Origin of the sequence: Streptomyces sp. NPDC058470 (assembly GCF_042721055.1) — a bacterium.
GTDB lineage: Bacteria > Actinomycetota > Actinomycetes > Streptomycetales > Streptomycetaceae > Streptomyces.
Genome location: NZ_JBHXMF010000014.1, coordinates 1 through 13,975 on the forward strand (window position 1 = coordinate 1; position 13,975 = coordinate 13,975).

A 13,975-nucleotide genomic window follows, 5' to 3' on the forward strand; every position below is an offset into this window, starting at 1 on the left:
TCGCTCCTGGACCGGTCACCCCTGGATCGGTCGCCCCTGGATCGGTCGCCCCTGGGCCGGTCGCTCCTGGATCGGTCGCCCCTGGGCCGGTCGCTCCTGGATCGGTCGCCCCTGGGCCGGTCGCTCCTGGATCGGTCGCCCCTGGATCGGTCGTCCCTGGACCGGTCACCCCCGCCAGGGCAGCTCCGCGGTGATCCGCGTGGGTCCGCCCACCGGCGAATCCACCACCAGAATCCCGTCCACCGCCCCGAGCCGCTCCGCGAGCCCCGCCAGCCCCGATCCGGCGGAGCCATCGGCGCCGCCCACCCCGTTGTCCACGACCTGAAGCATCAGCCGGTTCTCGACGCGCCAGACATCCACTGTGGCGCGGGTGGCCCGGGAGTGCTTGCTGACGTTCTGCAGCAGCTCCGAGACCGTGAAGTACGCGATTCCCTCGATCGCGGGCGCGGGCCGGGCCGGCAGATCCACATCGACCTGCACCGGCACGGTGCACCGCGAGGACACCGCGGACAGCGCGGCGTCGAGGCCGCGGTCGGTGAGGACGGCCGGGTGGATGCCGCGGGCCAGATCGCGCAGCTCCTGCAACGCCGTCTTCACCTCACCGTGCGCCTCACCCACCATCCGCGCGGCCGCCTCCGGGTCCTCCGTCAGCTTCTCCTTGGCCAGCCCCAGATCCATCGCCAGGGCGACCAGCCGGGCCTGCGCCCCGTCGTGCAGATCGCGCTCGATGCGCCGCAGGTCGGCGGCGGCGGTGTCGACCACGACCCCCCGGTCCGACTCCAGCTCGACCACCCGCGTCGCCAGCCGCGACGGCCCGAGCAGCCCGCGCACCATCACCCCGTCCACCGTGGTCAGTCCGCGCACGATCCACGGCGTGGCCATGGTGAACAGCAGCCCCACCAGCGCGGTCACGGTGATCTCGAAGGGGTTGTTCAGATAGACGCTGTGCGTGTCGTCGCCGTAGAGCTGGAGCCCGTCCTGCCCCCCGTACATCGGGAAGACCCAGAACCACAGCGGATACGTCAGCAGCGCCCACCCGTACACCCAGAAGTTCAGCGCCACCACGAACGAGAACACCGACCACGGGAACTGCACCACCGCGTACAGCAGATGCCGCCAGGACGCACCGCTCCTGAGCACGGCACCCATCCACGCCATCGCCCCGTGCTTCCGCATCCGCAGCGGCTCGGGCGCGGCCACCTCTACCCCGAGCAGCCGACGCGCCCGCGCCCGCTCCAGCGAGCCGAACCCCCGGCAGCCGGCCAGGGCGCCGGCGAGCACCGGGACTCCGAGGAAGGTGATCAGCAGGCCCGCGCCGAGCGAGAACATCGTGACGGCGTACGTGAACATGAGGATGCCGAGCGGCAGGCTCAGCATCACGTAGCCGAACTCACGCCAGCTGCGGGCCTCGATCGGCGCCCGCAGCGGCGCGGGAAGACGCAGCCGCCGTTCCCCGGCACCCGCCCCGTGGAATCCGGGTCCACCGTGCTGCCCGTACCCCTGTCCGTAATCCGTGGCCATCGGTCCGTCCGTTCTACTCGTCTCGTCCTGCTCGTCGGCTCGTACCTCAACCCTGCTGTCCGGGGCGCCCACCGACCATGGAGCGGGTCGGCGTCCTGGAGCGGGGGTTTTCCCTACCTCGGCGGGTGGGGCGGCGGCCGTACGGGTGCACGCGCCGCATTCGGCCGTACGTTCGAGGTTGCCGCCGCACGCACCCGCGGTGGGCCTCGGGCGGCAGGACGGACGGAGTGACCGCCACCGCAACTGTTACCGCGCGGGCTCGTCCCGCCGATCCTGAGCCTGCTGACCCTGACCCTGGTCCCGGTCCCGCCAGGGCAGCTCCGCCGTGATGAGCGTCGGACCGCCGGGCGGCGAATCGATGACGAAGAGGCCGTCCACGGCGCCGAGCCGGTCGGCGAGCCCCGCCATCCCCGTACCGCCGCCGATGCCGGCCCCGCCGCTCCCGTCGTCCCGCACCTGGATGAGCAGCCGCTCGTCCGTCCGCCACACGTCGACGGACGCGGACCGCGCACCGCTGTGTTTGCTCACGTTCTGCAGGAGCTCGGAGACGGTGAAATACGCGATGCCCTCGATCGCCGCGGCGGGTCGCGACTCCAGGTCGGCCGTCACCTGCACCGGCACGGTGCAGCGCGAGGCGACCGCGGACAGCGCGGCGTCGAGGCCGCGGTCGGTGAGGACGGCCGGGTGGATGCCGCGGGCCAGGTCGCGCAGTTCCTGCAACGCGAGCTTCACCTCGCCGTGTGCCTCGTCGACCATGGCCGCGACGGTGTCGTCGGCCTGGCCCTCCAGGAGCTTCTCCTTGGCGAGCCCGAGCCCCATCGCCAGGTTGACCAGCCGGGCCTGCGCCCCGTCGTGCAGATCGCGCTCGATGCGCCGCAGATCGGCGGCGGCCGTGTCCACCACGACCCCCCGGTCCGACTCCAGTTCGGCGATACGCCGCTCCAGGTCCTCGGAGGGCGACAGCAGCCCGCGCACCATGGCCCGGTCGACGTTCGTCAGCCCCCGCGCGAGGAACGGCAGCACCGGCCACAGCACGAACAGCGACGTGAGCGTGATCGTGAAGGTGAGGATGCCCCAGGGCAGCCGTATGAAGTCGTACAGGACCGTTCGCCAGCCCACCGGATCCTTCAGCGCCAGCCACAACTGGGCGAAGAACCCGCCCCGGCCGCGCAACGGCAGCGGGCTCGGCTCATCGATCCGCAGCCCGAGCAGCGCCCGGGCCCGGGCCCGTTCCATCCTGCCCAGCAGGCGCGCACCCATCAGTCCGGCCGCGAGCAACGGAAGTCCGATCACGGTCACGGTCAGGCCGACGCCCGTGGACAGCACCGTCACCACATAGGTGAATCCGAGCACTGCCATCGGCAGATTGGCCAGCAGATGTGCGATCTCCTTCCACGTCTGCCGGTCGAGGGCGAAGCGTGCGGGAGGGAGCCGGTCAATGTCGGACGTTCTGTCCGGCGGTCCGGGGAGCGGGATGCGTTCGGTCATATCCGCTAGCGTGCCCGGCGGCGAGCCGCGGCGCCATGAGGTGGGCCGCCGGGATCCACTGGGGAAAACCCCACCCCCGGAGCGGACCCGGACAACGACTCCGCCCATGCCCGGACGTGACGGGCTGCTTACCGTTCCTTTAGCAGGCCCTAGACTCCCGTCCGTACAGATCGTCGAACGAAGCGCAGACAGAGTGCGCGACGCCAACGAGGTCAAGGAGTGGGGGGCTGACGTGCCGGAACCGACCGTTGTCACGGCAACGGGGACCGCTGTCGCGGCGGACTCGTTCCACGGGACCGCTGTCGCGGCGGGCTCGTTCCACGGGACCGCTGTCGCGGCGGACTACTTCCAGTCGTACTCGGTCGTCGGACTGCTCGCCGTCGTCGGCGTGTTGTTCGTCGCCGTCGCCTTCGGGGCGGGACGTCTGCTGCGGCCGATCGTCCCCACCCCCGAGAAGCTCCTGACGTACGAGTGTGGCGTCGACCCCGTCGGCGAGGGCTGGGCCCACACCCAGGTCCGCTACTACGTCTATGCATTCCTCTACGTGATCTTCGCCGTCGACTCGATCTTCCTCTTCCCCTGGGCGACCGTCTTCGCCGCACCCGGCTACGGCGCGGCCACGCTCGTGGAGATGTTCCTCTTCCTCGGCTTCCTGGCCGTGGGCCTGCTGTACGCCTACAAGAAGGGCGTCCTGGAATGGACGTGACCCCCGAGACCTCCGGGCAGTTCGAGACCGCTGGGCATCCCGAGAGCGCTGGAAAGTCGGCTACTGCTGGACAGCCGGCTACTGCTGGGCGGCCGGCTACCGCTGGACAGCCGGTGACCTCCGGTCAGCCGGTTTTCGTGCCGGAGCCCCAGCACCTCGGCGCGCTCTCCCGCCTGGCCCCCGAACCGATGAAGGTGGTCCTCAACTGGGGCCGCCGCTACTCGCTCTGGGTCTTCAACTTCGGCCTCGCCTGCTGCGCCATCGAGTTCATCGCCGCGTCCATGGCCCGGCACGACTTCATCCGGCTCGGCGTGATCCCCTTCGCGCCCGGCCCGCGCCAGGCCGACCTGATGGTGGTGTCGGGCACGGTCACGGACAAGATGGCGCCGGCGGTGAAGCGCCTCTACGAGCAGATGCCGGAGCCGAAGTACGTCATCTCCTTCGGCGCCTGCTCCAACTGCGGTGGCCCGTACTGGGATTCGTACTCCGTCACCAAGGGCGTCGACCAGATCATCCCGGTGGACGTCTACGTGCCGGGCTGCCCGCCCCGCCCGGAGGCCCTCCTCCAGGGCATCCTGAAACTCCAGGAGAAGATCGCGCGCGAGTCGCTGGGCGAGCGGTACGGGTCGGCGTCGCGAACGTCGCCGGCCGCCCTCCAGAGCGGTCTGGTCCAGCCGCCGGCCTCGGCTCCGGCCTCCGCCTCGGCCCCGGCTCCGGACTTGGGAGACGCCCGATGACCGGCTGGCTCCCCGCTCCTGTCGAGGAACTGTTCGGCCCCGAGGCCACGGCCGAGGAGTCGTACGAGGTCCTGACGGTCGACGTCCCGCCGGCCTCCTGGACCGCGGCCCTGGAGACCTCGCGCGAGGTCCTGGGCTGTACTTACTTCGACTGGCTCAGCGCCGTCGACGAACCGGCCACGGGCTTCCGCGTCATGGCGCACGTGGCGGCCCTGGGCCCGCTACGGCGCCTCCTCGTGCGTACGACGGTCCCGCACTCCGCGCCCGTCCTCCCGTCGGCCGTATCCGTGTACGCCGGCGCCGGCTGGCACGAGCGCGAGACCCACGAGATGTTCGGCGTCACCTTCGAAGGCCACCCGGGCCTGGACCACCTGCTCCTGCCGGAGAGCTTCGAAGGCCACCCCCTCCGCAAGGACTTCGTCCTCGCCGCACGCGTCGCCAAGGCCTGGCCCGGCGCCAAGGAGCCCGGCGAATCCGAACACGGCGGCCCCAAGCGCCGCCAGATGCTCCCGCCCGGCGTCCCCGACCCCAACGAGTGGGGCCCCCTCAAGGGCCAACTCCCGCCGGCCCCGGCCCGCCCCGCCCGCGGCACCGCCCGCCCGCCCGGCGACCGCCCGGTACGCCGGGCGCGTACGGCGGGGGAGGGCTCGGCCAGCCAGGAGACGGGTGCGGGTCCTGCGGAGGCGGGCTCTGCGGATACGGGATCGGTGGGTGCGGGCGCGGGCTCTGCGGACATGAGCTCTGCTGGTGCTGGTGCTGGTGCTGGTACCGGGGCCGGAGATCCGGGGGCGCCGCGTCGGGCTCGGAGCGCGAGTCAGGGGTCGGCCAGCCAGCAGGGGGCGACACCTGTCCCGGGGGCTGGGGCAACTCCGGACGCGCCGGTAGCCGCTGAGCCGGTAGCCGCTGAACCGGCGGCCCCTGAGCCGGCGGCCCCTGAGCCGGCGGCCCCTGAGCCGACGGCTCCGGCCGGTCCACGCCGCGCACGCAGCGCGAGCCAGGGCTCGGCGACCCAACGGGCGAAGGCCAACGAACCGACGGCCCCCACGGCGCCTCCAAGCCCCGCCGCGCCGCGCAGCTCGGACGCCCCTTGGCACCAGGCGCGCCCTGCTTTCGACGAGCAGGAGCGGGAGCGGGAGCAGGAGCAGAAGCGGGAGCAGAAGCCGGAGACGCCTCCGGAGCCATCGGCTGCCCGGGATCGCGAGGCCCACGCCCCGAGGACCCCGAGGACCCCCAGGACCCCGAAGCCCGCCCCCTCCCCAGAACCCGAAGCCACCCCGAAACAGCCGCCCGTACCCCCCGACCCCGACCCCGACCCCGAGACCTCCACCCCAACCGCAGACCCCGACGACCCCTCCGGAGGCACGCAGTGAACGACGCTCTCGACGTCGCCCTGCGACTCCTCGTCGTCTTCGTCGTGTTCCTGACCTTTCCTCTGATCGTCGGTCAGGCCGAGCACAAGGTGATGGCCCACATGCAGGGCCGCCTGGGCCCGATGTATGCGGGCGGTTTCCACGGCTGGGCCCAACTCGTCGCGGACGGAGTCAAGTTCGCGCAGAAGGAAGACATCGTCCCGGCAGGGGCGGACCGTCGTATCTTCCAACTCGCCCCCGCCGTGGCCCTCCTCCCGTACCTCCTGGTCCTCCTCGCGATCCCCATCGGCCCGGGCGAGGGCGCCGTCGGCGAGGTCGTCGACGCGGGCATCTTCTTCGTACTCGCCGTCATGGGCGTGGGCGTCCTCGGCTCACTCATGGCGGGCTGGGCCTCGGCCAACAAGTTCTCCCTCCTCGGCGGCCTCCGCACCGCCGCCCAACTCCTCGCGTACGAACTCCCGATGCTCCTTACCGCCGCCTCCGTCGCGATGGCGGCCGGCACCGTCTCCCTCCCCGGCATCGTGGACGCCTTCGAGTGGTGGTGGCTGCCCTGGCAGATCGTCGGCGGGATCGTCTTCTTCGTGGCCGGCCTCGCGGAGCTGCAACGCCCCCCCTTCGACATGCCCGTCGCCGACTCGGAGATCATCTTCGGCGCGTACACCGAGTACACCGGCCTTCGCTTCGCCCTGTTCCTCCTCGCCGAGTACGCCGGAATCGTCGTCCTGTGCGGTCTGACCACCGTCCTCTTCCTGGGCGGTTGGCACGGCCCCTGGGGCGCCGACGGCCTCGGCTGGGTCTGGACCCTCCTCAAGGCAGCCGTGCTGGCCTTCGTCGTCATCTGGCTGCGCGTCACCTACCCCCGCCTCCGCGAGGACCAGCTCCAGAAACTCGCCTGGACCCTCCTCGTCCCCCTCGCCCTCGCCCAGATCGCCCTCACCGGCATCGTCAAGGTGGTGATCTCCTAACCATGGCCCCCATTCCCGGCTCCGGCCTCGCCAAGGGCCTGGCCGTCACCCTCCGCACGATGACGAAGAAGACCGTCACCGCGCAGTATCCGGACGCCCAGCCCGAACTCCCCCCCCGCACCCGCGGTGTCATCGGCCTCTTCGAGGAGAACTGCACGGTCTGCATGCTCTGCGCCCGCGAGTGCCCGGACTGGTGCATCTACATCGACTCCCACAAGGAGACGGTGCCGCCCGCCGCCCCCGGTGGCCGCGAGCGCAGCCGCAACGTCCTCGACCGCTTCGCCATCGACTTCGCCCTGTGCATGTACTGCGGTATCTGCATCGAGGTCTGCCCTTTCGACGCGCTGTTCTGGTCCCCGGAGTTCGAGTACGCCGAGACCGACATCCACGAACTCACCCACGAACGCGACAAGCTCCGCGAGTGGATGTGGACGGTTCCCGCTCCGCCCGCCCTGGACCCCGCCGCCGAGGAACCGAAGGAACTCGCCGCCGCCCGCAAAGCAGCCGAGAAGCTCACGGCAGCCCAAACCGCCCCCCGGCCCCCGGCCTCGGCTGAACCGCCCACCCGTCCCGAGCCCCCAGCCAAGCCCGAGTCTTCCGCGCGCCCTGAACCGTCTGCCAAGCCTGAGTCTTCCGCGCGCCCTGAACCGTCTGCCAAGCCTGAGTCTTCTGCGCGGCCTGAACCGTCTGCCAAGCCTGAGTCTTCTGCGCGGCCTGAACCGCCCACCCGGCCCGAGCCCTCCTCCCAGCCCGACTCCGCCAATCCGCAGGAGGGCGAGTCGTGAGCGTCGCAGCAGCCACGGTCACCGCGGCGCACGCCGTGACCACTACCGCAACCGCCACCACCGCAACTGCCGCCACCACAGCTGCCGCCGAAAGCCACGGCTTCCTCTCCCCGACCGGCGTCGAGATCGCCTTCCTCCTCGTCGGCCTGGTCACCCTCGGCGCCGCGATCGCCAGCGTCACCACCAAACATCTGGTGCACGCCGCCCTGTGGCTGGTGGTGGCGCTCGGCGGCCTCGCCGTCGAATACCTCCTGCTCACCGCGGAGTTCATCGCCTGGGTGCAGGTCCTCATCTACGTCGGTTCCGTCGTCGTCCTCCTCCTGTTCGGTCTGATGCTCACCAAGGCCCCCATCGGCCGCTCCCCGGATGCCGACTCCGGCAACCGCTGGGCCGCCCTGACTGTGGCCGTCGCCTCCGCGGCCGCCCTGGTCTGGGTCGTCGTCGACGCCTTCCGCACGACCTGGATGGACCTGGAAGGCGCAGCCGCCGGCTCCACCGAGGTGACCGGCAAGGCCCTCTTCCAGAACTGGGTCCTCCCCTTCGAGGCCCTCTCCGTCCTCCTCCTCGCCGCTCTGGTCGGCGCGATCGTCCTCTCCCGCAAGGCGAAGGAGGACGCGGCGACCACAACCGGCGCCCCGCGCCCCAGGAGCATCCCGACCACCGGGACCGCCCCCACCGCCCCGACCACCGGGACCGCCCCCACCGCCCCGACCACCGGGACCGCCCCCACCGCCCCGCCGGCCCGGAGCGAGACGCCTCCGACCTCCCGGAGCGAGAAGGAAGGCACCCGCTGATGCATCTCGCCTACCCCGCCGTGCTCTCCGCCCTCCTCTTCTGCATCGGCCTGTACGGAGTCCTCGCGCGCCGCAACGCGATCCTGGTCCTGATGTCCGTCGAGCTGATGCTCAACGCCGTCAACCTCAACCTCGTCGCCTTCGACGTATGGCTGAGCAGGACCGCCCAGGACACCCTGCACTCCGGCCAGGCCCTGACCCTGTTCACCATCGCCATCGCCGCCGCCGAGATCGGCATCGGCCTGGCGATCGTCCTCGCCGTCCACCGCAACCGCGGCACCTCGGACATCGACAAGCTCCGCGACACAGCCGAGGGCCCGGAAACAGACGGCCCCGACGACCGCCCTGACGACGACGGCTCCGACAGCGACGGACCCGGCAGCGGTGGCCCCGAATCAGCCGCCGCCCGGCCGGTCGAGAAGGCTGAGGCCACCGCGTGACCACGACCACCCTCGCCGTCCTCGTCCCCCTCCTTCCGTTCCTGGGCGCCGTGGCCGGCCTCCTCCTCGGCCGCACGGCCCCCGGTTTCGTACGCCCCCTCGCCGTACTCCCCACTCTCGCGGCATTCGCCCTCGCCGTAGTGGTCGCCGTACGCCAGGGCGGCGACCAGGCCGTCGACGTCGCCACCGAGCTGACGCCCACCGGGTCCGTCCCCATCGAACTCGCCCTGCACATCGACGGCTTCGCCGCCCTCGTCGCCGTTCTGGTGGGCATGGTCGCCTCCTGCGTGCAGATCTACTCGACGGGCTACCTGCGCGACGACCCGCGCTACCCCTCGTACGCCGCTCTCGTCTCCCTCTTCACCTCCGCGATGCTGCTCGTCGTCTACTCCGGCGACCTGATCGTGCTCCTGGTCGGCTGGGAGATCATGGGCATCTGCTCGTACTTCCTGGTAGGCCACTACTGGGAGACTCCCGAGGCCCGCGCCGCCTCGATCAAGGCCTTCCTGGTCACCAAGCTCGGCGATGTCCCCTTCCTGATCGGCCTGTTCGCCCTCGCCACCGACGCCGGGTCCTTCCGCATCACCAAGGTCCTCGGCGCCGTCGCGAGCGGCGGCCTCGACCACCCGACGCTGATCGCGCTGCTCCTGCTCGCCGGTGTGGCGGGCAAGTCGGCGCAGTTCCCGCTGCACACCTGGCTGCCCGACGCGATGGCGGGCCCAACTCCCGTCTCCGCGCTGATCCACGCCGCGACGATGGTCACCGCCGGTGTCTACTTCATCGCCCGGCTTCTTCCCGTCTTCCAGGCTTCCTCGGCCGCGATGGTCGTCCTCGCTGTCATGGCCGCCGTCACGATGGCCGGTTCGGGGCTCGCCGCGCTCGCCCAGGACGACATCAAGCGCGTCCTCGCCTACTCGACGATCGGCCAACTCGGCTACATGACCGGCGCGCTCGCCGTCGGCGACCGCGGTGCCGCCGTCTTCCACCTCCTGTCCCACGGCGCCTTCAAGGCGCTGCTGTTCCTCGCCGCAGGCGTGGTCATCCACGCCTCCGGCACCAACTCGCTCGCCGCCATGTCCCGTATGAAGGACCTGCGTTCCCGCGTCCCCGACGCCTACTGGACGATGACCGTGGCGCTGCTCGCGCTCATCGCGATCCCGCCGTTCAGCGGCTTCTTCTCCAAGGAAGCCGTCCTCGGCGCCGCCGAGCACGTCGCCACCGGCCACACCGAACACGCCCCCGGCGTCGCGGGCTGGATCGTCCTCGTCGCCGGTCTGGTCAGCGCCGTACTCACAGCCGCATACGCCACCCGGCTGTGGCTGCTCGCCTTCCGCGGCCGGGGCATCGAGGCCCCCGACCACGGCAGGCAGCCGTTCACCATGACCGCCGTGCTGTGGGTGCTCGCCGTCCCTTCGCTCGGGCTCGGTCTGGCGTACGGCCCGCTGCCTGACTGGTTCGACGGCCGCGATCTGACGCCGGTGCTCACCACCTCCGTCCTCGGCACGGGGCTCGCGATGGTCGGCGTGATCGTCACCTACGGCGCCTGGCAGCACACCAGCACGCTGGCCGCCCAAGTCCCCCTGGGTGCGGTCGCGGCCCACCCCGACGCCGATGCCGGTCTGGTCGAAGCCGAGGCGATCGCAAGCCACGCGCCCGCCTACGGAGACGTGGCCTACACCCCCGACCCGGCGGACCCGGGCCGATTGCTCCTCGGCCCACTGCACCGCCACGCGGCCGTCGGCTTCCACCTCGACGCCGTGTACACGGCACTGTTCGTCCGCCCGGTACAGGCCACGGCCGCCCTCGTCCAGTTCCTCGACCGTGAGGTCGTCGACACCTACGTACGGGGCGCGGCCGCCCTGCCCCGCTGGCTCGGCGAGGCCGTCCGGCGCGCCCAGACCGGCAATGTGCAGACCTATGTGAGCGCGCTGCTCGCCGGCACCGTCGTCCTGGTGGTCGCCGCCCTCCTAGTCGCCACGGGAGCGTGAGCAGGCGTGATCGATATCAGTGAATCCGTGATGCAGATCCTTCTGGCATTCATCGTCGTCGGCCCGCTCATCGGCGCCGCCGCGGCTCTTCTGCCGGCTCCGCCCGGACTGAAGGGAAAGTCGCCCGAGCAGGCAGTGCTGCGGCACGGTGTGACCGTCACCGGCGCGGTGCTCATCGCCGCGATCGTCCTTACGCTCGGTTTCGACCACGACCACCCGTCAAGGATGCAGGCCACGACGGACATCAGCTGGATCCCCGCACTCGACGTGCGGATCCACCTCGGCATCGACGGCATTTCCCTCCCCCTTCTCGTCCTTACCGCGCTGCTGACCTTCCTCTGCGCGCTGTACAGCTACTTCAAGATGCCTGCGGGCCCGACCCCGAAGGCCTTCGTCGCACTCGTCCTCGTCCTCGAGTCCGGCACCCTCGCCACCTTCGCCGTCCTCGATCTGCTGCTGTTCTTCCTCGCGTTCGAGATGGTGCTCATCCCGATGTACTTCCTCATCGCCCGCTGGGGCGGTGAGCAACGGACCCAGGCCGCTTGGAAGTTCATCCTCTACACACTGCTCGGCTCCGTCGTCATGCTGCTGGGCCTGCTCCTGATCGGATTCAAGTCCGGCACATTCGACATGGTGGCACTCGCCACTGACAACGGCCGTTCGCTGACCACATCCGTGCAGGTCATCGCCGTTTTGGCGATCGGAATCGGGCTCGCGGTCAAGACGCCGATGTGGCCGCTGCACAGCTGGCTGCCCGACGCCCACACCGCCGCGCCCACCGTCGGCTCGGTCCTGCTGGCCGGCGTCATGCTGAAGATGGGCACGTACGGATTCGTCCGCATTCTGCTGCCGATCGCACCCGAAGGCATGCACACCTTCGCCCCGTACCTCGCCGCCTTCGCCGTCGTCGGGATCATCTACGGATCCCTGGCCTGCCTCGCCCTCGCCAAACAGGGCGCGAAGGGCGACCTCAAGCGGCTCATCGCGTACTCGTCCGTCGGCCACATGGGCTTCGTACTGCTCGGCATCGCCACGATGACCCCGACCGGAGTGAACGGCGCGCTGTTCGCCAACATCGCCCACGGCCTCATCACCGGTCTTCTCTTCTTCCTGGTCGGCGCGCTCAAGGACCGCACGGGCACCACCGACCTCGACGCCCTCGCCGAGGAGACCGGCGCCGCCCTCTACGGCAAGGCCCCCCGCTTCGGCGGCCTCCTCGCCTTCGCCGCGGTCGCCTCGCTCGGACTGCCGGGCCTCGCCGGATTCTGGGGCGAGATGCTGGCACTGTTCGGCGCGTTCAAGCCCGCCGACGACCTCAGCCGTCCCACGTTTGTGACGTTCATGGCGATCGCCGCCTTTGGCACACTGCTCACCGCCGCCTACATGCTCCTCGTCGTACGCCGCGTCTGCATGGGCGCCACCCCGCAGCCGGAGAGCCCGAAGCTCGCCGACATCAAGGGCTACGAATTCGCCGCCTGGGCCCCGCTCGTCGCCCTCACGGTCGTCGCCGGACTCTGGCCCAAGGCCCTCCTCGGTCTGACCGACCCGGCCGTACAGCAGCTCTTCGCAGGAGGTACCCGATGAGCTCCCTGGCCCAGCCCGCGGCTCAGTCCCTCGTCCAGTCCGTCGACTGGCTCGCGATCGCGCCCCCCACCATCGCCGCGGTCGTCGGACTCGTCGTACTCGTAGCCGACCTCTTCCTCGGCGACGCAAAGAAACCGATGCTCGGCTGGGTGTCGGTCGCGGGACTCGGCGCCGCCACGCTCATGCTGCTGCCCCTCCTGGACGGCGACCGCGCCACCTTCTGCGTGACCGGCGACAGCGACGTCTGCAGCTACACGGCGGACCGCTTCACGCTCGTCATCCAGCTCCTGGTCCTCGGCGGCGCACTCCTGACGGCACTGCTCTCGGTCACGGCCCTGAAGGACGCCAACAGGGAACTCCCCGAAGGGGAGTACTGGTTCCTGTTGCTCTCCTCCGCCGCGGGCGCCGCACTGCTCCCCGCCTCGCGCGACCTCGCAACCCTCATCGTCGCCCTGGAAGTCGCCTCTCTGCCCGCCTTCGCCCTCGTCGGCATCAAGCGCGGCGACAGGAAGTCCTCCGAAGCAGCCCTGAAGTTCTTCCTGTCCTCCGTCACCGCGACCGCCGTGAGCCTGCTGGGCGTCAGCTTCGTCTACGCCACGACCGGCACCCTCTACCTCACCCAGATCGCGGACAGGATCCAGCAGGTCGACAGCCAGTTCCACACGCTCGCCCAGGCGGGCGTCGCCCTCACCCTCGTCGGCTTCGCCTTCAAGACGGCCGCCGTGCCCTTCCACTTCTGGGTGCCCGACACCTACGTAGGGGCGCCTTTGCCGATCGCCGCCTACTTGTCGGTCGTCGGCAAGGCGGTCGGCTTCTCCGGGCTGATCCTCGTCACCGTCGTCGCCTTCCCGTCGTACGCCGACGTCTGGGGCCCCGCGCTAGCCGCCCTGGCCGCCCTCACCATGACGGTCGGCAACGTCGGCGCCCTACGGCAACAGGCCACGCGCGCGTACAGCGCGGTACGGCTGCTCGCCTGGTCCTCCGTCGGCCAGGCCGGCTACCTCCTGGTGCCGATCGCGTCCGCCGCGTACTCCAAGGACGCCGAGAAGGCCATCGGCTCCACCGTCGCGTACGCCCTGATGTACGCAGCCGTGAACCTCGGCGCCTTCGCCGTGGCCGCCCTGGTCGCCCGTACAAGCCCCCTCAACCGAGTCAGCGACTACCGGGGCCTGTACGCGACGAGCCCCCTGTCGGCGCTCCTCCTCGGCTTCTTCCTGCTCTGCCTGGCCGGCCTGCCCCCGGGCATCATCGGCCTCTTCGCCAAGGTCACCGTCTTCTCGGCGGCCGTCGACGCCGGCCTCGGCTGGCTGGCCGTGGTCATGGCCGTCAACGTCGTGATCGCGCTCTTCTACTACCTGCAATGGACGACGCTGTTGTTCCGCGCCCCCGAGGGCGAACCCGCCAAACATCCCGTCCCGGCCCCGCTCACGGCGGCGATCGCCCTGACCGCCGTCCTCGGCATCGCCCTCTCCGGAGCACCACAGCTGGCCCTGCGCTTCTCGGCAACCGCCCTTTTCTGACGTCCATCGGGCACGCGCGCGCGTGGACCGTCACCCGGACGGACCACGCCCGCAGGTGCGCGCACAAGGGAACTAGT

At 70.8% G+C, this 13,975-nt stretch carries 12 protein-coding genes; 10 read left to right on the top strand and 2 right to left on the bottom strand.

Going from position 1 to position 13,975, the window contains the following annotated elements; all coding sequences use genetic code 11:
* Window positions 1-165 precede the first annotated feature (165 nt).
* Together ACFWP7_RS12480 and ACFWP7_RS12485 are read right to left on the bottom strand one after the other, a co-directional pair.
* Complete coding sequence (locus ACFWP7_RS12480; protein ID WP_384380278.1) at window positions 166-1,521, bottom strand: sensor histidine kinase; 1,356 nt, start codon at window positions 1,519-1,521, stop codon at window positions 166-168.
* 246 nt (window positions 1,522-1,767) lie between these two features.
* Window positions 1,768-3,009 (bottom strand): sensor histidine kinase, encoded by a 1,242-nt coding sequence (locus tag ACFWP7_RS12485; RefSeq protein ID WP_384380281.1) that lies wholly within the window; start codon window positions 3,007-3,009, stop codon window positions 1,768-1,770.
* Between the two features lie 232 nt (window positions 3,010-3,241).
* Between ACFWP7_RS12485 and ACFWP7_RS12490 the strand changes: the two genes are divergently transcribed.
* From ACFWP7_RS12490 to ACFWP7_RS12535, 10 genes are read left to right on the top strand one after another with little or no spacing between them, the layout of a single operon-like run.
* Window positions 3,242-3,715 carry an NADH-quinone oxidoreductase subunit A gene (locus tag ACFWP7_RS12490; protein ID WP_384380283.1) on the top strand — a complete coding sequence of 158 codons (474 nt, stop codon included), beginning with the start codon at window positions 3,242-3,244 and terminating at the stop codon, window positions 3,713-3,715.
* On the top strand, window positions 3,706-4,452 hold the full coding sequence (locus ACFWP7_RS12495) for an NADH-quinone oxidoreductase subunit B (RefSeq protein WP_384380286.1): 747 nt from the start codon (window positions 3,706-3,708) through the stop codon (window positions 4,450-4,452). The genes ACFWP7_RS12490 and ACFWP7_RS12495 overlap by 10 nt, the downstream gene beginning before the upstream one ends.
* Window positions 4,449-5,822 carry an NADH-quinone oxidoreductase subunit C gene (locus tag ACFWP7_RS12500; RefSeq protein WP_384380289.1) on the top strand — a complete coding sequence of 458 codons (1,374 nt, stop codon included), beginning with the start codon at window positions 4,449-4,451 and terminating at the stop codon, window positions 5,820-5,822. Before ACFWP7_RS12495 ends, ACFWP7_RS12500 begins: the two co-directional genes overlap by 4 nt.
* Window positions 5,819-6,787 carry an NADH-quinone oxidoreductase subunit H gene (locus tag ACFWP7_RS12505; RefSeq protein ID WP_384380292.1) on the top strand — a complete coding sequence of 323 codons (969 nt, stop codon included), beginning with the start codon at window positions 5,819-5,821 and terminating at the stop codon, window positions 6,785-6,787. The genes ACFWP7_RS12500 and ACFWP7_RS12505 overlap by 4 nt, the downstream gene beginning before the upstream one ends.
* Window positions 6,788-6,789: 2 nt before the next feature.
* Window positions 6,790-7,572 carry a 4Fe-4S binding protein gene (locus ACFWP7_RS12510; RefSeq protein WP_384380294.1) on the top strand — a complete coding sequence of 261 codons (783 nt, stop codon included), beginning with the start codon at window positions 6,790-6,792 and terminating at the stop codon, window positions 7,570-7,572.
* Window positions 7,573-7,607: 35 nt separating this feature from the next.
* On the top strand, window positions 7,608-8,366 hold the full coding sequence (locus ACFWP7_RS12515; RefSeq protein ID WP_384380594.1) for an NADH-quinone oxidoreductase subunit J: 759 nt from the start codon (window positions 7,608-7,610) through the stop codon (window positions 8,364-8,366).
* Window positions 8,366-8,806, top strand: coding sequence for an NADH-quinone oxidoreductase subunit NuoK (gene nuoK, locus ACFWP7_RS12520; protein ID WP_384380297.1), 441 nt, complete (start codon window positions 8,366-8,368; stop codon window positions 8,804-8,806). The genes ACFWP7_RS12515 and nuoK overlap by 1 nt, the downstream gene beginning before the upstream one ends.
* On the top strand, window positions 8,803-10,794 hold the full coding sequence (locus ACFWP7_RS12525; RefSeq protein ID WP_384380299.1) for an NADH-quinone oxidoreductase subunit L: 1,992 nt from the start codon (window positions 8,803-8,805) through the stop codon (window positions 10,792-10,794). Before nuoK ends, ACFWP7_RS12525 begins: the two co-directional genes overlap by 4 nt.
* 6 nt (window positions 10,795-10,800) lie before the next feature.
* Window positions 10,801-12,378, top strand: a complete 1,578-nt coding sequence (locus tag ACFWP7_RS12530) for an NADH-quinone oxidoreductase subunit M (RefSeq protein ID WP_384380302.1) — start codon at window positions 10,801-10,803, stop codon at window positions 12,376-12,378.
* Complete coding sequence (locus tag ACFWP7_RS12535; RefSeq protein WP_384380305.1) at window positions 12,375-13,898, top strand: NADH-quinone oxidoreductase subunit N; 1,524 nt, start codon at window positions 12,375-12,377, stop codon at window positions 13,896-13,898. The genes ACFWP7_RS12530 and ACFWP7_RS12535 overlap by 4 nt, the downstream gene beginning before the upstream one ends.
* Window positions 13,899-13,975 lie beyond the last annotated feature (77 nt).

Bases quoted from the DNA above. Each gene is read 5' to 3' on its own strand.
- ACFWP7_RS12480 (WP_384380278.1), bottom strand. From the start codon at position 1,521: ATGGCCACGGATTACGGACAGGGGTACGGGCAGCACGGTGGACCCGGA.
- ACFWP7_RS12485 (WP_384380281.1), bottom strand. From the start codon at position 3,009: ATGACCGAACGCATCCCGCTCCCCGGACCGCCGGACAGAACGTCCGAC.
- ACFWP7_RS12495 (WP_384380286.1), top strand. From the start codon at position 3,706: ATGGACGTGACCCCCGAGACCTCCGGGCAGTTCGAGACCGCTGGGCAT.
- ACFWP7_RS12500 (WP_384380289.1), top strand. From the start codon at position 4,449: ATGACCGGCTGGCTCCCCGCTCCTGTCGAGGAACTGTTCGGCCCCGAG.
- ACFWP7_RS12510 (WP_384380294.1), top strand. From the start codon at position 6,790: ATGGCCCCCATTCCCGGCTCCGGCCTCGCCAAGGGCCTGGCCGTCACC.
- nuoK (WP_384380297.1), top strand. From the start codon at position 8,366: ATGCATCTCGCCTACCCCGCCGTGCTCTCCGCCCTCCTCTTCTGCATC.
- ACFWP7_RS12535 (WP_384380305.1), top strand. From the start codon at position 12,375: ATGAGCTCCCTGGCCCAGCCCGCGGCTCAGTCCCTCGTCCAGTCCGTC.